This window comes from Nocardia sp. NPDC052316 (assembly GCF_044547795.1).
Lineage (GTDB): Bacteria > Actinomycetota > Actinomycetes > Mycobacteriales > Mycobacteriaceae > Nocardia.
In genome coordinates this window covers 546627-565535 of sequence record NZ_JBIUBB010000006.1, presented here as the reverse complement: position 1 = coordinate 565535, position 18909 = coordinate 546627, and the positions used below count along the sequence as shown (strand labels likewise).

The 18909-nt window shown below is 67.8% G+C and carries 17 protein-coding genes; 4 read left to right on the top strand and 13 right to left on the bottom strand.

The features are described from left to right. Positions 1-2 precede the first annotated feature (2 nt). The 3 genes from ACIHA7_RS30190 to ACIHA7_RS30180 all read right to left on the bottom strand — a co-directional run bounded on the left by ACIHA7_RS30190 (position 3) and on the right by ACIHA7_RS30180 (position 3146). On the bottom strand, positions 3-662 hold the full coding sequence (locus tag ACIHA7_RS30190; protein ID WP_397294292.1) for a response regulator transcription factor: 660 nt from the start codon (positions 660-662) through the stop codon (positions 3-5). Between the two features lie 50 nt (positions 663-712). Further along, positions 713-2110 (bottom strand): MFS transporter, encoded by a 1398-nt coding sequence (locus ACIHA7_RS30185; RefSeq protein WP_397294291.1) that lies wholly within the window; start codon positions 2108-2110, stop codon positions 713-715. A 205-nt stretch (positions 2111-2315) separates the two neighbouring features. Further along, positions 2316-3146: an LLM class F420-dependent oxidoreductase gene (locus ACIHA7_RS30180; RefSeq protein ID WP_397294290.1), complete on the bottom strand. Its 831-nt coding sequence runs from the start codon at positions 3144-3146 to the stop codon at positions 2316-2318. A gap of 170 nt (positions 3147-3316) precedes the next feature. Between ACIHA7_RS30180 and ACIHA7_RS30175 the strand changes: the two genes are divergently transcribed. Beyond that, positions 3317-3763: an Hsp20/alpha crystallin family protein gene (locus ACIHA7_RS30175; RefSeq protein WP_397294289.1), complete on the top strand. Its 447-nt coding sequence runs from the start codon at positions 3317-3319 to the stop codon at positions 3761-3763. A 67-nt stretch (positions 3764-3830) separates the two neighbouring features. Here the strand turns inward: ACIHA7_RS30175 and truA are convergent, their stop codons facing one another. The 8 genes from truA to infA form a co-directional block, all read right to left on the bottom strand. Continuing rightward, complete coding sequence (gene truA, locus ACIHA7_RS30170) at positions 3831-4697, bottom strand: tRNA pseudouridine(38-40) synthase TruA (RefSeq protein WP_397294561.1); 867 nt, start codon at positions 4695-4697, stop codon at positions 3831-3833. A gap of 109 nt (positions 4698-4806) precedes the next feature. Next, the gene (gene rplQ, locus ACIHA7_RS30165; protein ID WP_107654204.1) at positions 4807-5331 is read right to left on the bottom strand and encodes a 50S ribosomal protein L17; all 525 of its coding nucleotides are present in this window, start codon (positions 5329-5331) and stop codon (positions 4807-4809) included. Between the two features lie 52 nt (positions 5332-5383). Then, the gene (locus ACIHA7_RS30160; protein ID WP_014981770.1) at positions 5384-6442 is read right to left on the bottom strand and encodes a DNA-directed RNA polymerase subunit alpha; all 1059 of its coding nucleotides are present in this window, start codon (positions 6440-6442) and stop codon (positions 5384-5386) included. A 101-nt stretch (positions 6443-6543) separates the two neighbouring features. Then, a complete protein-coding gene (rpsD, locus tag ACIHA7_RS30155; protein WP_397294288.1) occupies positions 6544-7149 on the bottom strand; it encodes a 30S ribosomal protein S4 in 606 nt (201 codons plus the stop codon). 22 nt (positions 7150-7171) lie between these two features. Then, positions 7172-7585 carry a 30S ribosomal protein S11 gene (gene rpsK / locus ACIHA7_RS30150; protein ID WP_040731638.1) on the bottom strand — a complete coding sequence of 138 codons (414 nt, stop codon included), beginning with the start codon at positions 7583-7585 and terminating at the stop codon, positions 7172-7174. Positions 7586-7595: 10 nt separating this feature from the next. Next, complete coding sequence (gene rpsM / locus ACIHA7_RS30145) at positions 7596-7970, bottom strand: 30S ribosomal protein S13 (protein ID WP_014981767.1); 375 nt, start codon at positions 7968-7970, stop codon at positions 7596-7598. Positions 7971-8160: 190 nt separating this feature from the next. Beyond that, positions 8161-8274 carry a 50S ribosomal protein L36 gene (gene rpmJ, locus ACIHA7_RS30140; RefSeq protein WP_011207363.1) on the bottom strand — a complete coding sequence of 38 codons (114 nt, stop codon included), beginning with the start codon at positions 8272-8274 and terminating at the stop codon, positions 8161-8163. A gap of 358 nt (positions 8275-8632) precedes the next feature. After that, entirely contained in the window at positions 8633-8854 is a 222-nt protein-coding gene (gene infA, locus ACIHA7_RS30135) for a translation initiation factor IF-1 (RefSeq protein ID WP_003418601.1), read from the bottom strand. Positions 8855-9247: 393 nt separating this feature from the next. On the opposite strand from infA, the gene ACIHA7_RS30130 reads away from it, so the two are divergent. Further along, on the top strand, positions 9248-12454 hold the full coding sequence (locus tag ACIHA7_RS30130; protein ID WP_397294287.1) for an AAA family ATPase: 3207 nt from the start codon (positions 9248-9250) through the stop codon (positions 12452-12454). Positions 12455-12623: 169 nt separating this feature from the next. Here the strand turns inward: ACIHA7_RS30130 and ACIHA7_RS30125 are convergent, their stop codons facing one another. Then, positions 12624-13001, bottom strand: coding sequence for a DUF4254 domain-containing protein (locus ACIHA7_RS30125; RefSeq protein WP_397294286.1), 378 nt, complete (start codon positions 12999-13001; stop codon positions 12624-12626). Positions 13002-13294: 293 nt separating this feature from the next. On the opposite strand from ACIHA7_RS30125, the gene ACIHA7_RS30120 reads away from it, so the two are divergent. Next, positions 13295-14104 (top strand): GntR family transcriptional regulator, encoded by an 810-nt coding sequence (locus ACIHA7_RS30120; protein WP_107654201.1) that lies wholly within the window; start codon positions 13295-13297, stop codon positions 14102-14104. Further along, positions 14101-14727 (top strand): GNAT family N-acetyltransferase, encoded by a 627-nt coding sequence (locus tag ACIHA7_RS30115; RefSeq protein WP_397294285.1) that lies wholly within the window; start codon positions 14101-14103, stop codon positions 14725-14727. The genes ACIHA7_RS30120 and ACIHA7_RS30115 overlap by 4 nt, the downstream gene beginning before the upstream one ends. 61 nt (positions 14728-14788) lie before the next feature. Here ACIHA7_RS30115 and eccCa read toward each other — a convergent pair whose 3' ends face one another. Then, positions 14789-18865 (bottom strand): type VII secretion protein EccCa, encoded by a 4077-nt coding sequence (gene eccCa / locus ACIHA7_RS30110; RefSeq protein ID WP_397294284.1) that lies wholly within the window; start codon positions 18863-18865, stop codon positions 14789-14791. Positions 18866-18909 lie beyond the last annotated feature (44 nt).

Below are 18909 nucleotides of genomic sequence, written 5' to 3'. Positions count from 1 at the left end.
GGTCATTGCCCCCACCGATACCCGTAGCCGCGAATGGTGGTGATCAGGCCCGGCCGGTTCAGCTTGGCGCGCAACCCGGTCATGTGCACGTCCAGCGACCGGGACACCGCGACGAAGGCGTCGCCCCAGATCCGGTCCATCAGCTGCTGGCGGCTCACCGCGGCGCCCGGCCGCTCCACCAGCGCCTGCACCAGCTCGAATTCCTTCTGCGTCAACGTGATCGGCTCGCCGGCCACCTCGACCAGGCGCGCCTGCAGATCCACCCGCACGTCACCGGTGAGCACCACCGCCTGCGCCGGTTGCGCCGCCGCGGCCGCGCGCCGGGTGACCGTTTCCAGCCGAGCCATCAACTCCGCGATACGCGGCGGCTTCACCAGATAGTCGTCGGCACCGCCGCGCAAGCCGCGCACGATCGAACGTTCGTCGCTGCGCGCGGTCAGAATCAGCACCGGCACCTGACTCACCTCGCGCAATTGCCGCAGCACCTGCAGCCCGTCTCCATCGGGCAGCCCGAGGTCGAGAATGATCGCGTCGTAGCCGCGGTGCGACATCAGAATGTCCGCGCCGCGCCGTTTGCGCTCGGCCCGGTATCCACGGGCGTTCAGCGCCTCGACCAGCGCGTCACCAACGCCGTCGTCATCTTCGACCACCGCAAGCCGCACGCGCCGATCCTCCCACGACGGAAGAATCGGCGCGTGTGCCGGGCCGACGGTCACGCAGTGGTGAGCCGACGTTCCGGCTCGACCGTCCCGGCGCCGGTCCCAGTTCCGGCGTCGGCGGCGGCCTGTTCGGCTTCGATGGTCGAGGAGGCCGAGGTCTCCCGCATGAACAGGTAGGTGAGCAGCGAGATCGCGATACATCCCGCGACGTACCAGAAGTAGACCGACTCGTGGCCCGCCTTCTTCAGCGTCAGGGCGATCGTCTCGGCGGTGCCGCCGAAGATCGCTACGGTCAGCGCGTACGGCAGGCCGACGCCGAGTGCGCGGATCTTGGTCGGGAACAGCTCCGCCTTCACGATGGCGTTGATCGAGGTGTAGCCGGTGACGATGACCAGCGCGCCCATCATCAGCGCCCACGCGCCGATCGGGTTCTTGGTCTGCCCGAGGATCGTCATGATCGGCACGGTGAGCAGCGTGCCCGCGACGCCGAAGAAGATGAGCAGCTTGCGCCGCCCGATCCGGTCGGACAACGCACCGGCCAAGGGCTGCAACACCACGAACGCCAGCAGGGCGAAGAAGTTGATCCAGGAGACGGTCTCCTCGGGGATGCCGACGGTCAGCTTCATGTACTTCTGCATGTACGTCGTGTACGTGTAGAAGGCCACGGTGCCGCCGAGCGTCAGGCCGACCACCAGCAGACATTCGCGGGGGTACTGCATCAGCATCCGCAGCGAGCCGCGCGGCGCACTGCTCGCCTCGGCCTTTCCGGTGCCCTGCGGACCGGACTCGGCCGCCGCTGCCTCGAACTGCGCGGACTCGTCCATGCTGCGCCGCAGCCACATCACGATGAGCGCGGCGGCCGCGCCGATGACGAACGGGATGCGCCAGCCCCAGTCGTACATCTGGGCCTTGTCGAGGAACTGCTGCAGGATGATCTGCACACCCAGGGCGACGAGCTGGCCGGCGACCAGCGTCACGTACTGGAAGCTCGAGTAGAACCCGCGCTTGCCGGCCGAGGCCACCTCGGACAGATACGTTGCGCTGGTGGCATATTCGCCGCCGACCGAGAGGCCTTGCAGCAGCCGGGCCAGCAGCAACAGGACCGGCGCCGCGATGCCGATCGTCTGGTAGCCGGGGGTCACCGCGATCAGCAGCGAGCCACTCGCCATCACCGTCACCGACAGGGTCAATGCGGAACGCCGCCCGTACTTGTCGGCGTAGCGGCCGAGCAGCCAACCACCGAGCGGGCGCATCAGGAAGCCGACCGCGAACACCGCGGCGGTGGACAGCAGCTGCGCGGTCGGATCACCGGACGGGAAGAACGTTTTCGCGAAATAGATGCTGAACGCGGCGTAGACGTACCAGTCGTACCACTCGACGAGGTTGCCGATGGATCCGCGCAGCACGTTCGCGACGACCCGCCGCTCGCGCACGGGCTTTGTCGTAGTCACAAGATCTCCTTCTTCGACGCGTCAGCGCGTCAGCCGAGACCGAGTGTGTCTGCTGTCACAGCGGCAAGGGAATGCCCTGAGCCCCTTCCTAACAGTCCCTTAGGAGTGTCAGGACTCTTCCTCGGTGGAGACCTCTACACAAAGCACCTCGCACAAGGTTGCCGCCTTGTGCGAGGTGCGATTCAGCAGTTTGCGGGGGTATCGCTCAGCCGCGACCGGTCAGCAGCGGGGCCAGCGTGCGCAGCCCGGCGAGGTAGTCCTCGTTCAAGACCTGCACCGCGACATGGTTGCCACCGGCGTCCAGGTGCGCGGTGAGTTCGGCGGCGACGTGCTCCGGGCTGCCGTGCGCGATGACGGCGTCGAAGACGCGGCTGCCTGGGTCGGCCAGTTCTTCGTCGGTGAAGCCGAGCCTGCGCAGGTTCGACGCGTAGTTCGTCAGGCCGAGGTAGAACCCGACGGTCCCCTCCGCGACGGCATGCGCCTGCTGCGGATCGTCGGTCAGGACCACCTTGTGCTCCGTCGCGATCAACGCGTCCGGGCCGATCTCCGCCCTGGCCTGCGCGGTATGCGTGGACGGCACGAAGTAGGGCAGCGCGCCCAAGGACCGCTGCGCGGCCAGCTTCAGCACCCGAGGGCCGAGGGCGGCCACGGCGCGGCGCTCGGCGGGCACGTCCAAAGCGTCCAGCACGTCGAGGTATTCGACGAGGGCGTCGTAGGGCTTGCGGTACTCGCCGGTGTGCTCCGGGTGCCCCGCGCCGATACCGAGCAGGAAGCGTCCGGGGAAGCGCGCGTCGATCCGGTGGAACGACTCCGCGACCTCCTTCGCGGGCACGGCCCAGATGTTCACGATGCTGGTGGCCACCTTGATCGTCTCCGTCGCCTCGAGCAACGGCTCGACGGTCGACAGGTCGCCGGGCGGCGACGCACCCAGCCAGAGCGTCCCATAGCCGGATTTCTCCAGCTCCTGCGCGTCTTCCGGGCTGAAGAGGTTATATGCCCGCCACACACCGAATCGTCCGAGGCCCTCGATTGTCATGCATTGCGGAACCACCGTGTGGCCCTTCCTATTCCGGTGGCGAATTCGTCTAAAAATTCCCGCCGAATCGTTAGCACTCTCAGGCCGAGAGTGCTAACTTTGTTGGTGCACAGCTACCGGCGCCTACCGCGGTGGCAGGCGTCGCCACAGGTGAAATGGAGGTGATTGCTGTGCTGAGGTTCGATCCATTCCATGACATGGACACCGTTGCGCGCCAGCTGCTCGGTGAGGCCGCGGGATCATCGCGCGCACCGCGATTCATGCCGATGGATCTGTTCAAGGCGGGTGACCATTACGTCCTGCACGCCGACCTGCCCGGCGTCGACCCCGGCTCGGTGGACGTGAGCGTGGACAACGGCACCCTGACCCTGCGTGCGCAGCGCAGCGCACCCAGCGAGGAAGGCGTCCAGTGGATCGCCTCCGAGCGCTTCGCGGGCAATTTCATGCGCCAGATCAGCCTCGGAGACAACGTCGACGCCGAAAAGATCAGCGCCACATACAACAACGGCGTGCTGTCGGTGACGATTCCGATCGCCGAACGGGCCAAGCCGCGCCGCATCGAGGTCGCCAGCGGATCGTCGCAGCAGAAGACGATCGAAGCCGGATCGGCCAACTGAGCGACTCGGCGCCCGCGCCGCAGCCGCCTGCCGGTCATGCGGCGCGGGCGCGATGTCGGCTAGGAATTCAGCCCCCGCAACAACTTTCGCCCGACGGCACGGTGCGCACTTCCCTGGTCTGCGCGTTGCGTTCCGCGAGATCCGCGTCGGCGGGATAGTCGACGGCGATCAGACTCAAACCGTGCGCGGGGGCCACGGTCACCGAGCTGGAGCGCTCGGTTTCGTTGAGCAGTCCGCCTACCCAATCCGGCGTACGGCGCCCCTCGCCCACCGCCAGCACGGCACCGACCAGGCTGCGGACCATGGACCAGCAGAAGGCATCCGCGCTGACATACGCGGTGAGCAGGTCACCCTCGCGCGCCCAGTCGAAGCGCTGGAGTTCCCGCACCGTGGTCGCACCCTCGCGGCGGCGGCAGAAGGCCGCGAAGTTGTGCAGGCCCAACAGCTTTCGAGACGCCGCGCGCATGGCGTCGATATCGACGTCGTGGCGGCAGCCAACGATGCTGCGCGCCTGCAGCGGTTCGGCGCCGTAGGGGGCGGTGGTCAGCCGGTACGCGTAATGCCTGCGGATCGCCGAGAAGCGCGCGTCGAATTCGGGCGGGACGGGGCGAACATCCTTGATCCGCACATCCTGCGGCAGGAAGCGCGCCATCCGGTGCACCAGCTTGGCCGGGTCGAGCTCGGCGGTCGTATCGAAGTGTGCGACTTGCCCTTCGGCGTGCACGCCGGCGTCGGTACGACCCGCGACGGTCAGCTGCACCGGTTCGCGGAACACCTTGCTCAGCGACTCCTCCAGCACACCCTGCACCGTGCGCAGGCCGGGCTGACGCGCCCAGCCCGTGAAATCGGTTCCGTCGTAACCGATGTCGAGGCGGAACCGGGCTGCATTCCGCGCCGGCTCAGCCGAGTTCGACGACGAGCTAGCCGACAGCATCGAGTCCTCCGCGCTCACTTCGATCTCCTGGTCAACGAACGAACCCGCCGACCCGCGGAAAGCGGGGCGGCGGGCTCGATCAGAACTCCGACGCGAACGTCGGGCATCCTCAGGCCTTGTCTTCGGTGGCCTTCTCGTCGGCGGCCGGGGCCTCGACCTCAGCGGTCTCGGCGACAGCGTCGTCGGCCTTGTCCTCGACAACCTCAGCGGCCGGGGCCTCTTCGGTCTTCTTGGACGAGGCGACACGGCGAGCGCGGTCGGCCTCGTTGGTCACGGTCTTCTCCCGGACCAGCTCGATGATGGCCATCGGCGCATTGTCACCCTTACGCGGCAGCGTCTTGGTGATGCGCGTGTAGCCGCCCTCGCGACCCTCGAACGAGGGGCCGATCGTAGCGAAGAGCTCGTGCACGACGTCCTTGTTGCGGATCACCTTGAGCACCTCGCGACGGTCGGCAAGGGTGCCTGCCTTCGCCTTGGTGACAAGCTTCTCGGCGTAGGGACGCAGTGCCTTGGCCTTGGACTCGGTGGTCGAGATTCGACCGTGCTCGAAGAGCGCCGTCGCCAGATTGGCGAAGATCGCCTTCTGGTGCGACGCCGACCCGCCGAAGCGAGCACCCTTCTTGGGCTTGGGCATTGTTGGTTCTCCTTGTGTGAGGCCGGGCCGGGGTGCCTACCCCGCGTCTGGCCTAGAGCTGTTCGGTCTCGGCGTAGTCCTGCTCGCCACCGTCGGTGTCACTGAACGTGCCGCTGTCGCTCCACGTTCCGGTGCTCGCGTCGTAACCCACCACAGACGAAGGATCGAACGACGCCGGGCTGTCCTTGAGCGAGAGGCCGAGCGCGTGCAGCTTGACCTTGACCTCGTCGATGGACTTCTGGCCGAAGTTGCGGATGTCCAGCAGGTCCGACTCGGTGCGGGCGACGAGCTCGCCCACGGTGTGCACACCCTCGCGCTTGAGGCAGTTGTAGGACCGGACGGTGAGGTCCAGGTCCTCGATCGGCAGACCGAACGAGGCGATGTGGTCCGCCTCGGCCGGCGAAGGGCCGATCTCGATGCCTTCGGCTTCGACGTTGAGCTCACGGGCCAGGCCGAAGAGCTCGACCAGGGTCTTACCCGCCGAGGCGAGCGCGTCCCGTGCGCTGATGGAGTTCTTGGTCTCCACGTCCAGGATCAGACGGTCGAAGTCGGTGCGCTGTTCGACACGGGTGGCCTCGACCTTGTAGGTCACCTTGAGCACCGGCGAGTAGATCGAATCCACCGGGATCCGGCCGATTTCCGCACCGGACGCCTTGTTCTGCACGGCGGGGACGTAGCCGCGACCGCGCTCGACCACGAGCTCGATCTCCAGCTTGCCCTTGTCGTTCAGGGTGGCGATGTGCATGTCCGGGTTGTGGACGACGACACCGGTCGGCGGCACGATGTCACCGGCGGTGACGGTGCCGGGGCCCTGCTTGCGCACGTACATCGTGACCGGCTCGTCCTCCTCCGAGGACACGACCAGACCCTTCAGGTTCAGGATGATGTCGGTGACATCTTCCTTCACGCCGGGGACGGTGGTGAACTCGTGCAGCACGCCGTCGATACGAATGCTCGTGACCGCGGCCCCCGGAATCGAGGACAGCAGGGTACGCCGCAGCGAATTGCCCAGGGTGTAACCGAAACCCGGCTCGAGCGGTTCGATGGTGAACTTCGAGCGGTTCTCGGCAACGACCTCTTCGGTCAGTGTCGGACGCTGTGAAATCAGCATTAGGATCATCCTCCTGTTTGGGCGCCCGCTATTTGACGCCTCGTTTAAGGGGTTGTGCATGATCTGCCGGTATCAGCAGATCATGCACCGTGTAGCAGCGTTTACTTCGAGTAGTACTCGACGATGAGCTGTTCGGTGAGCGGCACATCGATCTGGGCGCGCTCGGGCTGCTGGTGCACCAGGATCCGCAGACGGCCCGGGATCACCTGCAGCCAGCCGGGAACCGGCCGGTCGCCGACGGTCTCGCGCGCGACCTGGAACGGCAGCGTGCCCAGCGACTTCTCCTTGACATCGATGATGTCGTACTGGGTCACCTGGAAGCTCGGGACGTTGACGCTCCGGTTGTTCACCAGGAAGTGGCCGTGGCTGACGAGCTGGCGAGCCTGACGACGGGTACGGGCCAGACCGGCGCGGTACACGACGTTGTCCAGCCGGCACTCGAGCAGACGCAGCAGGTTGTCACCGGTCTTGCCCTTGAGGCGGTTGGCCTCTTCGTAGTACCGGCGGAACTGCTTCTCCATGACGCCGTAGGAGAAGCGAGCCTTCTGCTTCTCCTGCAGCTGGAGCAGGTACTCGCTCTCCTTGATCCGCGCGCGGCCGTGCTGGCCGGGCGGGTACGGGCGACGCTCGAACGCCTGGTCGCCGCCGACGAGGTCGACGCGCAGACGACGCGACTTGCGGGTGATGGGGCCTGTATAACGAGCCATTTTTTATCTCTTTCCTTTCCCGCTAGACGCGACGACGCTTGGGCGGACGGCAGCCGTTGTGCGGCTGGGGCGTGACATCGGAGATCGTGCCGACTTCCAGACCCGCGGCCTGCAGCGAACGGATCGCGGTCTCGCGGCCCGAACCCGGGCCCTTCACGAAGACGTCGACCTTCTTGACACCGTTCTCCTGCGCCTTGCGGGCAGCGTTCTCGGCGGCAAGCTGCGCGGCGAACGGGGTCGACTTGCGCGAACCCTTGAAGCCGACGTGGCCCGAGGACGCCCACGAGATGACGTTTCCGGCCGGGTCGGTGATCGACACGATGGTGTTGTTGAACGTGCTCTTGATGTGTGCGTGGCCGTGCGGGACGTTCTTCTTTTCCCGGCGACGCGACTTCTGGGTCTTCTTGGGGCCGGAGGCCCTGGACTTCGGAGGCATCGGTTATCCCCTACTTCTTCTTGCCGGCGACGGTGCGCTTCGGGCCCTTGCGGGTGCGCGCGTTGGTCTTGGTGCGCTGACCACGCACGGGCAGCCCACGACGGTGGCGCAGACCCTGGTAGCAGCCGATCTCGATCTTGCGACGGATGTCGGCCTGCACCTCACGGCGCAGGTCACCTTCGACCTTGAGCTCGGGCGAGCTCTCGATGTAGTCACGCAGCTGCGTCACCTGATCGTCGCTGAGGTCCTTGCTGCGCAGGTCCGGGCTGACGCCCGTCGCCGCGAGGATCTCCTTGGAGCGGGTACGGCCGATGCCGTAGATGTAAGTCAGCGCGATCTCCATGCGCTTTTCACGCGGGAGATCAACGCCCATGAGACGTGCCATGTGGCAGGTTCCTTAGCTGTTGCGGAGGTCTGCTCCCTGTCCGTCCCCTCGTCTTGGTGGGGCACCGGCCTCCGTACCGGTGGTTGGCGCACACGCCTTCCAGGCGAACCCGGAATACCGCAGCGTGCGGCTGGAGCTGGGAGTTCTTCTTTAGTTGGCCAAGCCGATCAGTGATCGGTGCCCGGCGGGATCAGCCCTGGCGCTGCTTGTGGCGCAGGTTGTCGCAGATCACCATGACCCGACCGTGACGGCGGATCACCTTGCACTTCTCGCAGATCTTCTTGACGCTGGGCTGAACCTTCACGTCCGTCCAATCTTGTTGTGGTTCACACGGGTGTGAACACAGTTTTTCCCCAGCCTTTTCGCTGGGGAAGTCTGTTGTGCCACTCTGCCGAGCAGCTGTTCTCAGTCCCGCCCTTACGGGCGAGTGCCGCTCTCACGAGCGACAGTTCCTCGCTCCCGCCCTCTCGGGCGAGTGCCGCTCTCACGAGCGACGGCTCTTCGCTCCCGCCTCAACGGCGAGATCCCGCCTCACCGAACCCCGTGCGGGGGTCCGGGGGCGAAGCCCGCCGGGCGGGGCGTGGGGGTTGCACCCCCACAAAACACCAAGTCAATCGACCACCGGCGAGCGCTCTCCGCGAGCAGAGCTCGCCCGATTCGATTTACTTGTACCGGTAGACGATCCGGCCGCGCGACAGGTCGTAGGGTGACAGCTCGACGACCACGCGGTCCTCGGGGAGGATACGAATGTAGTGCTGCCGCATCTTCCCGCTGATGTGCGCGAGAACCTTGTGACCGTTCTCGAGCTCGATCCGGAACATCGCATTGGGCAGCGGCTCGACAACTCGACCCTCGACCTCGATGGCCCCGTCTTTCTTCGCCATGTCCTCCGCGATCCCGGTTACGCTCAACCTGGTTTGTTTGGCTGGTTTCTGCTTACATGGATCAATCGGCCGAAACTGACCGACGACATGCAAACAGTCGGCGCATAGGTGCACCGCCGCTCCAGCTTACCGGTACCGGTTGGTTCCGGCAAAAATGGGTGTCGGTGGTCGCTCTCGCCGGTACTCTTTCCGCCCCGATCAGAGCGTGAATTCGAGGGCCGCAGCGCCCTGGCCTCCTGCCCCTCTGCGGTGTCCGGACGTCGCGTAAACTGACCGCTGTCCAGGTATATAGGGTCGAGCAGATCGAGGGGGATCCGTGAGCGAGCGCAGCGAGCGAACCTCCTATGCAGCGCCTCCGGGCACGACGGAACCTAGCGCTAGCGAGGTGGAGTCGTGAGTCGCAATAATGACGGCCTCCCCATGCTGCCGCCGTGGCTGTCCGAGAGTGATGTCACACAGGTCGGCTACGAAGCGCCGGTGCAGAATCTTCCCTCCGACGATGTGATCGACGAGAGACCCAGCCGCCGACGTCAAGAGAAGCGCCGCAAGGGTTGGCGCCGGGACAAGAACGACAGCCCGGCCGCCGAAGAGCAGCAGCCGAACGAGGCCGGTCCGCACGGTCGCACTCCCGATGCGGGTTCCCGCACGCCGGGACCGCCGCAGCCCGATACCCCGCGGGCGGACCCGTGGCGTCAGCCCGGACTGGATCCCTACGTCCAGCCGCGCACGGACGACGTGTGGCAGGCCGGCCCGCCGCAACGTACCGAAGCCCCGGCACAGCGCGCCGAAGCACCTGCACAGCGCACCGAGGCACCGGCCGCACGTACCGAGGCTCCGCCGCAGCGCACCAGCGGACCGGCACAGGGACTGCCCACCCGGAACCCTGGCCCGCCGCCCCCTGCCTTCCAACCGCTGGGCAGTCGCGCCGTAACCGAGCCGCCGGTCTCGAACGACCCGACCACCCGGCACCAGCCCGCCCGGCCGGATCTGCCGCCGCCACCGCCGCTGCCGGACCCGCCGCCGCAGGCGTCGACGGCCACTCCGGACGCACCACCGCAGGCGCCGACCCCTGCGCCGCAGGCTCCCGCGGAGCGTTACGCACCGCCCGAGCCCGATGGACCGCCGCCATGGCTGGCCGGACCGCGGCCCGAGCAGGCAACGACCGCATCGGCCGCACCGCCACGTCGGCCCCCGCTACCGGACCCCCCGCCGTTGCCCGATCCGCCACCGGCGCAACGGGGCTCGTCGACGGCTCCGCCCACCGAGCAGACGGGCCCAGACGCACCGGTACGCGGACAAGAGCCGCCTGCCGCGGGCCGGATTCCGCAGGCACCGGGCGACAACGCCGCGGTTACCGAACGACCGGACGCTTCGGCGCCACCCACCCGGCCCGGGCCGCAGGATCAAGGCCGCGCGCCCGGCGACAGCGCCGTGCCCCCCGCGCCGACACCCGTCACCGGTCCGCAGAGCCGCGCACCGCAGGCACCGCATCAGCGGCCGGGCGCGGAGAACGTTGCCGGTGCGACGACGCCTGCGGGCACCCAACCGGGTCAGGACCTTCCCGGCCGTGGACCCGCCGTGGGTTCGGCACCGTCGAGCCCGCTCAGCCCGGCAGCGGGACAGTCGTCACCCGGCGATACGGTCGGCGGGGCTGAGCGTCCCCCGTCTGCCGTTCAGCCCGGTGCGAACGGCACCGCGGTACCGCCGCTGCCCGCCCGACCGGCCGAACCTGCCACCCCCAGCAACGAACGCCCGGAATCCGGTCAGTCACAACGCGACAACCCGCTGCAGGCACCCGGTTGGGTGCCCTCGTCCAACGCCGGAGCGGCACGACCGTCCGCCAGCGGACGGCATCGCCTGCCCGCCGAGATCGACGGGCTCCCTGGTGCGCCCGAGGAGTCGGCGCAGCGGCCAGGCGGACCGCCGCAGCCCCCGAATAACGTCGCGCAGCAGCCAGTCGGTCCGCACGCACCGGCGAATCAGAGCGGCCCGATCGGATACCCGCCACAGGCGACCGGCGGTCAGGCCCCGAGCAGCGAGCAGCCAGGACCACCGGCACCGAGCGAGCCGTGGCGCAACGCCGCGGCACCGGTGTGGGCGGACGAATCCGTAAGCCGGCCACCGTCGGTCGGCGGGCAGGCTCCCGGCAGCGAGCAGCCAGGACCGCCCGCACCTGGCGTCCCGTGGCTCAACCAAGCAGCACCGGCACCCCAAAGCCCAGGCCAGACAGCGCCGTCCACCGGCGGACAAGCACCGGTCAGCGAACAGCCGGGCCCGCCCGCCCCCGGCGTGCCATGGCACAACCAAGCGGCACCGGCAGCCCAAACACCCGGCCGGACAACACCATCCACCGGCGGACAAGCACCGGTCAGCGAACAGCCGGGCCCGCCCGCCCCCGGCATCCCGTGGCACAACCAAGCGGCACCGGCAGCCCAAAGCCCAGGCCAGACAGCGCCGTCCACCGCCGGGCAAGCGCCAGGCAGCGAGCAGCCGGGACCACAAGCGCCCGAGGTTGCTTCGCGTGCGCCAGGCGGATTCGCCGGACCGCAGGTCGGTGGGCAGGCTCCGGGCGGGACACCGCCCGCACCGCCGCAACCGCCTGGCCAGTGGGGTCGCCCGCCGGGGCCGATCGGCGGTCAGTACCAGCCCGGCGTGCAGTACCAGTCGGGGCCGCCGCCGTCACTGGACGATGTGCCGATGCGGCGGGCCAAGAAGTCGCCGGGCAGCGGCTGGCGTAAGGCCGTGCACCATGTGTCCGGCGGCGCGATCAATCCTGGGCTGTCCGCGGAGGAGCTGCGGTTGCAGGAGCTGGTCGCCCGGATCCGGCAACCGGTGCGCGGCGACTACCGGATCGCGACACTGTCGCTGAAGGGTGGCGTCGGAAAGACCACCACCACAATGGGTATCGGCTCGATCTTCGCCTCGATCCGCGGCGACCGGGTGATCGCGGTGGACGCCAACCCCGACTTCGGCACGTTGTCGCAGCGGGTGCCGCTGCAGACCAGGTCCACCGTGCGCGACCTGCTGCTCGACCCTTCTATCCAGCGCTACTCGGATGTCCGCAGGCACACCTCGCAGGCCACCAGTCGCCTGGAAGTACTTGCCAGTGAACGCGATCCGGCGGCGTCGGAGGCGTTCAGCGAGGAGGAGTACCGTGCGGTCGCGCGGATCCTGCAGCGGTTCTACAACATCATCCTGACCGACTGCGGTACCGGGCTGATGCACTCGGCGATGTCGGGCGTGCTCGATCTGGCCCACTCACTGGTGCTCATCTCCTCCCCCGCGATCGACGGTGCCCGCAGTGCCGCAGCGACTTTGGACTGGCTGTCGCTGCACGGACATGATCATCTGGTCCGCAACGCGGTGGTGGTGATCAACTCACCGCGCGCCGGATCCCCGAATGTCGGCATCCAACAGCTGCGGGAGTACTTCCTGTCCCGTTGCCGCGCCGTGCACATCATCCCGTTCGATGCGCACATGTCCGAGGGCGCCGAGATCGATCTCCATCGCCTGCACAAACACACCAAGCGCGCCTACGTCGAGCTCGCGGCCACCATCGCCGATGATTTCGCCACCGATCACCGCCGCTACCAACCCTGAAACACCCTCGTGTCACACCGTCACGTGACAAGTCGGTGACTCACAGACCGTCCATACCTCTCACAGGGCTTGCAGTCCTTGTGACAGGTACGGACGGTCTACGAGACCCGACGAAGCGATCGCGCGCGAAAACCGTTCGCGGGCTGGCGGTCTGGAGACGCGGGCGGAGTTACCACTCCGGAAGACGACGCCTGCCCGCGAGGATGTCGCGGACGAGATCGTCGTAGGCATCGGCGAGCTCGGCGAGGTGATGCCAAGCGCCGTGCAATCTTTCGTCGTGCGCGTCGAGGGTCATCAGCGCGTGGTGCGCCCGTACCGAGGACTCGGCGAGGCGGTCGATGACCGCGCCGACGGTTTCGGTGTGCAGGGTCGCACCGAGCCGGTGCTGGGGCACACTGCGTGCGACCCAGTCATCGATCGCCATGACCAATTCGACTCTGCGGCGCTCGATTTCGAGGACCACCATCGGGTCGGTGTCCACCGAGCCACCCCGGCCGACCAGTCGCCGCTCGTGCAGCACCGCGAGATCGCGGGCGAACCAGAGCAACGGACCGCCGACTACACGGTGTCCACGACACGCCCGAACAAGTAGATCCGAGGTGGGAAGCAGTCCAGGAGCGTGTGACTGCACCACCGAATCGGCACACCGCAGGGTGCCGGGAAGAGCCATTACGACTGTTGTATCCGAACCTGCCACGTTGCCTCGCCGTCATCGCCGCACAACACCGGATCAGGACGTTCATTACAATAAACCTCTGAAGGCACCTGTCAAGCGTTACCGGGCCGTAGGAAGTCACGAAGAGTACACTTCGTTACCTGCACGACCAACCGAGGAGCAAGATGGCGGACGGTCCGACGTATCACCGGATCGCAGACCTCCTCCGCGAGGAGATCCGCGCAGGCAAGTGGAAACCGGGTGATCGGTTGCCCAGCCACACGGAGCTGGCCGAGCACATGCAGGTCTCGCTTACCACCGCTCGCAATGCGATTCAGGTGCTTGTCACCGAAAATCTGGTCTATACAGCGACTTCCCGCGGCACCATCGTGCGAAACCAGGAAGTCCTGGAATCAGTTGTCACCGACCATATCCGACACGACCGGCCGAAGTCGCCGCACGACATCTTCGAGGAGATCGCGCGCGCCGCGCACCGGACGCCGTCCAAGGAGTTCAGCGCGAAGATGGAGCCCGCGGGCCCTTCGGTGGCGCTGTGGCTCGGCGTGCCCGAAGACTCCTGGGTGCTGGCCAGGACGGTCGTCCAGTATCTGGACAACGAGCCGTGGTCCTGGGAGGTCAGCTTCTATCCACGAGACCTGGCCGAGGCCACCGGAATCGACTCACCGCACGACATTCCGGAGGGCACCACCCGTCGGCTTGCCGTCAGCGGGCACGCCGAAACCGCCCATCGCGACACGCTGACGGCGCGGCCCGCCACCGCGGAGGAGGCCACCGTGCTCGGCGTGGCGGCGGGCACGATCCTGCTGGACCACCTGCGGATCGGCGCCAACCACGAGCGGGTCACCAGGGCCACCCGGCACCGTTCCATCGCCGCGAGCAACCGGCTGGCCTACCAGCTCGGCGATGCCGAAGGCCTGGCCGTCATCGGGCGCACCCTCGGCGTGCCGTACGGGCCTGGCATCGCGACGGCATGAGTATCATGCTCCGCCAAGCGACAATTGGTGATCTGGGCACCATCTGCCGGCTGCGCCTGCAACGCACCGCGTGGCTCACCACGCGCGGCTCCGATCAGTGGACGGTCGCGGGTCGCGGACTGCCCATCGAGATCTTCGCGCGCTCCGTCGGCCGGTCGATGGACGCCGGGGAGACCTGGATCGCGGAGGTCGCGGGCGAACCCGCGGGCACGATCACCGTCAATCGCCATGCCGACCCGGGGCTGTGGTCGCCGTGGGAACTATCCGACGCGGTCGTCGTCCACTACATGATCGTCGACCTCCGCTTCGCCGGACAACGCATCGGCCAACGACTGCTCGCCCATGCGGGATGGCTTGCGCGCCAACAGGAACGCGACTGGGTCCGCCTGGACGCCTGGACCACCAACACCGAACTGCACGACTACTACCGTAGGGCGGGCTTCCACTTCGCGCGCATCGCAGGCCCGATCGCGACCGGCCCGTCCCGCGCGCTGTTCGAACGTCGCACCGACAGCTGGGATTTCGACGCGGTGGGTGCCGTCTCCGCGGCCCGCACCACACATCTCGGCACGGTCCCAGCCAACCCGACCGCAAATTTCGCTGCGGGCCAACCCAACAACTGACCTCTACCGCTTGATCGCCGGGCCGGCAGCCTACGGCCGTCGGCCCGGCAGCGTCCCACTCTTACTGGGTGGGTGGCATATACGCGATCTGCACCATCTCTTGCCCCTTGCTGCGCGAGGCCAGCGTGCCACGGCCCGGCGGGAGCTTGCTCGGCCGGATCTCACCGATGATCTTGCCCTCGTCCCGCGAGCCGCTCATGACCAGCGTGTCCACCGACAGGTTCTTCAGGCCGCCGATGATCGGGTCGTAGAGGGCGCGCGACACGCCACCCATTCGGCGGGTGACGACGAAGTGCATGCCGATATCGCGGGCCTGCGGCAGGTACTCGATCAACGCGGCGAACGGGTTGATGCCGCCGGTCGCCACCATGTCGTAGTCGTCGACCACGATGTAGATCTCCGGCCCCTCCCACCAACTGCGCTCGCGCAGCTGCTGGGGGGTGATGTCGGAACCGGGGATCCGCTTGGACAGGAACTCCGCGACCTCGGTGATCATCGGCCCACAGGTCTGCGACGAGGTGGAGTATCCGGCGAGATGTTCGCCCTCGACCACGCCGAGCATGGTGCGGCGGTAGTCGATCATGATGATCTTCGCCTGGTCCGGGGTCGAATTCTCCACCACGCCCGTCACGATGTTGCGCAGCAGCGTGGTCTTGCCGGATTCGACGTCGGCGAAGGCCATGAAGTGCGGCTCCGTGCCGAAATCCAGCACGAGCGGCTGCAATTCGGATTCGCCGAGACCGACGACCACCCGGGTCGGGCTGAGCTCGATGCCCTGTTCCCTGGTGATGGCCAGCAGGTCGTCGCGGCTGAACTGCAGCGGCAGCATGCGCACCTCCGGCGCCCGCCTGCCCGCGTGCAACTCCGCGAGTTCCTGACGCGCCAGGGTGACGCCGTCGGCCAGCGACTCCGGATCGGAGTTGGAGTCCAACCGCGGCAAGGCGATCAGCATGTGCAGCTGTTCCGGGGTGAGACCGCGGCCGGGACGACCCACCGGAACCTGGAAGGCGGTGCGCCGCCCCATCTCCGAGTCGGTCGGATCACCGAGGCGCAGCTCGAGCCTGGTGCCGATCTGGTCCTTCACCACCGGCCGGATCTCGGCCCATCGGGACGCGCCGATGATGAGGTGGATGCCGTAGGACAAGCCCTGTGCCGCGATGGCGGTGATCTGTGGCTCCAGCACGTCGAACTCTTCGCGGATCACCGCCCAGCCGTCGATCACCAGGAATACGTCGCCGAATCGGTCGTCGGCCAACGGATTACCCGCCGAGGCCGCGCCGTCGGGCACGTGCGCCGCCGCGGCGAACTTGCGCCGCCGGAACTCGGCCATCGACTCGATGCCGAGCTCGGCGAACCGTTCCTCGCGCTGACGCATCAGCGAGGTGAGCTCGGCGATGGTGCGCCGGACCCGGTCGCTGTCGAGCCGGCCCGCCACCGAGCCGACGTGCGGCAGGCCGACCAGGCCCGCCATGCTGCCGCCACCGAAGTCCAGGCAGTAGAACTGCACGTGCTGCGGGGTGTGGGTAGCCGCGGCGGCCATGATGATGGTGCGCAAGGTGGTCGACTTACCCGACTGCGGACCACCGACGACCGCCACATTGCCCTGGGCGCCGGCCAGACTGATGGTCAGCACGTCACGGCGCTGCTCGTACGGCTTGTCGATCACGCCGATCGGCATCCACAGCTGACCGTGCCGGTTGACCGGCGAGCGCCAGTCCGGGTCGGGCAGCAGCATGTCGACCGTCGGGGACTCGTCGAGCGGCGGCAGCCACACCTCGTGCGCCGGGCGGCCGTGCCCGGTCAGGCGTTTGACGACCACGTCGAGCAGCGAGTCCGGGATCCCCTCGTCCGAGCCGGGGGCGTTGAGCGCCGACGGCGGCGGCGGGAGTTCGAGCAGCGGGTTCGACGGCGACGGCGGCAGACCCAGCGCGGAGTCGTCTTCCACCGGTTCCGGCGTCTCCACCGGCGCGGCGGTGAAGATCGCCGGCCGCTGGCCGCCGACCGGACTGCCGTCCTCACCGGTCACCGTGCCCACCGGCGCCACGTAGGGACCGGACACGTAACTCGCGTTGAACCGCAACGGATCCGAGGCGTCGCTCTTCAGATATCCGGCGCCCGGCACGCTCGGCAGGTGGTAGGCGTCGGTGATGCCGAGGACCGCGCGGGATTCGTTGGCGGAGAAGGTGCGCAGACCGATTCGGTAGGACAGGTGCGACTCGAGGCCGCGCAGCTTGTTCTCTTCCAGCCGCTGCGAGGCGAGCAGCAGGTGCACGTGCAGCGAGCGGCCGAGCCGGCCGATCATCACGAACAACTCGGCGAAATCCGGCTTCTGCGAGAGCAGTTCGGAGAACTCGTCGACCACGACGAACAGCGCCGGTAGCGGATCGAGCGGCACGCCGGCGGCCCTGGCCTTCTCGTAGTCGGTGACGTTGGCGTAGTTGCCCGCCGACCGCAGCAGTTCCTGGCGCCGGTTCATCTCACCGGCGAGCGCGTCTTTCATGCGGTCTACCAGGGACAGTTCCTCTTCCAGGTTGGTGATCACCGCAGCGACGTGCGGCAGTGAATCCAGCCCGAGGAACGTGGCGCCACCCTTGAAGTCGACGAGCACCAGGTTCAGCGCGTCCGGCGAGTGCGTGGTGACCAGCGAAAGCACAAGCGTGCGCAGGAATTCCGATTTACCGGAGCCGGTCGCGCCGATGCACAGACCGTGCGGGCCCATGCCGTTCTCGGCCGACTCCTTGATATCGATCTCGACCGGTGTCCCGTCGGGGGTGATGCCGATCGGCACGCGCAGCCGTTCCCGCGCCGTGCGCGGCCGCCATACCCTGGCCGGATCGATCTGCGCCGCGTCCTGGATCTTCAGCAACGCCATCAGACCCGGGTCGGCGGTCGAACCCTCACCGAGGCTGACGATCTGGGCCGCCGTGGCCAGCCGGTAGCGCGACAGCGCCCGCGAGAACGCCTCGGCCTCCGCCGAACTCACCACGTCGGCGGTGGCGAACTTCTCCACCCCCGCCGCACTGCGGGCGGACACGTCACCGTCCGCGGCGACCAGCTGGAGCCCGCGGCGGGCCGCGAGCCCACCCTCCGGCGCGGTGAGGTCGAGCACGGTCACCGAATCCAGTCCGGACTCGCTGATCAGTCGTTCGTTGCCGTTGACGTACCCGTCATCGATGATCACCACCAGGTGCAGCCGTCCCTGAGTGGGTTGCGGATTGCGCATGAACCGGCCGCGCTCCATCAGCTCGGCCGACAGCGCGGTCTCCAGCTCACCCAGCGAGGTGTACATCATCCTGGCCGAGCCCATGCCGTCGCGCAGGGTCGGGTGTTGCAGGTGCGGAAGCCATTTCGCCCAGCCCCAGGCGCCGTCCGGGTCCGCGCAGACGATGGCGACCGCGAGATGGTCGGGCCCGTGGAAGGTGACCAGCTCCATCAGCATCGAACGCGTCAGCGTGCGCGCGTCCTCGGTCGGGCCGCCGATGTTGATCGCGGGGAAGGCGCGCAGCGACACCGCGGTGGGCAAGCTGTGCACCACCGAATGGGTACGCACGAACCGGCGCAGCGCGACGGTGGAGACGGGCTCCAGGTCCTCAAGCGGACCGGTCTCCGGCCTGGCCAGCTTCGTGGCCAGCCGATGGCTGCCGATGCCGACGCGGACGTGGCCGAAGTCCGGATCGTTCGGCCTGCGCTCCCACATCCGCCGGGTGCCGATCAGCGAGGTCAGGTCGGCCGGGTCCGGGTGGCTCCAGGCCAGCGTCTCCAGCTGCTTGCTGCCGGTGCGCCGCACGTCTTTACGGATCTGATCGAGGTAGCGGAAGTAGTCCTTGCGCTCCTCGTTGAGCTCCACGGCGCGCTTGCCGGTGCCGCCGCGGAAGCCGGCCATCATGCCGACCATCGACATCAGCATCATCATCGGGAACATCATCGACAGCGGATTGGCCAGCAGGTTGCGGCCCATCATCGCCATCATCGCGATCATGCCGATCACCGCGACCACCATGACGACCGGCATCAGCTTCATCATCAGCGGGGCAGGCAGCGCGCGCGGAATCTCCGGCGGCGCGGTCAACGCCACCTCACCACCTGGTGCCCGGGGCGGCGCTATCCGCGGGCGCCGTACGAAACCTTCGATAGCCATGAGTTCCTCGATCGGTCGAGCTGTCTGCGGTCGGCGCGGGTCCG

Bases quoted from the DNA above. Each gene is read 5' to 3' on its own strand.
- ACIHA7_RS30180 (WP_397294290.1), bottom strand. From the start codon at position 3,146: ATGACAATCGAGGGCCTCGGACGATTCGGTGTGTGGCGGGCATATAAC.
- truA (WP_397294561.1), bottom strand. From the start codon at position 4,697: ATGCTGTCGGCTAGCTCGTCGTCGAACTCGGCTGAGCCGGCGCGGAAT.
- rplQ (WP_107654204.1), bottom strand. From the start codon at position 5,331: ATGCCCAAGCCCAAGAAGGGTGCTCGCTTCGGCGGGTCGGCGTCGCAC.
- ACIHA7_RS30160 (WP_014981770.1), bottom strand. From the start codon at position 6,442: ATGCTGATTTCACAGCGTCCGACACTGACCGAAGAGGTCGTTGCCGAG.
- rpsD (WP_397294288.1), bottom strand. From the start codon at position 7,149: ATGGCTCGTTATACAGGCCCCATCACCCGCAAGTCGCGTCGTCTGCGC.
- rpsK (WP_040731638.1), bottom strand. From the start codon at position 7,585: ATGCCTCCGAAGTCCAGGGCCTCCGGCCCCAAGAAGACCCAGAAGTCG.
- rpsM (WP_014981767.1), bottom strand. From the start codon at position 7,970: ATGGCACGTCTCATGGGCGTTGATCTCCCGCGTGAAAAGCGCATGGAG.
- infA (WP_003418601.1), bottom strand. From the start codon at position 8,854: ATGGCGAAGAAAGACGGGGCCATCGAGGTCGAGGGTCGAGTTGTCGAG.
- ACIHA7_RS30120 (WP_107654201.1), top strand. From the start codon at position 13,295: ATGGCGGACGGTCCGACGTATCACCGGATCGCAGACCTCCTCCGCGAG.
- ACIHA7_RS30115 (WP_397294285.1), top strand. From the start codon at position 14,101: ATGAGTATCATGCTCCGCCAAGCGACAATTGGTGATCTGGGCACCATC.
- eccCa (WP_397294284.1), bottom strand. From the start codon at position 18,865: ATGGCTATCGAAGGTTTCGTACGGCGCCCGCGGATAGCGCCGCCCCGG.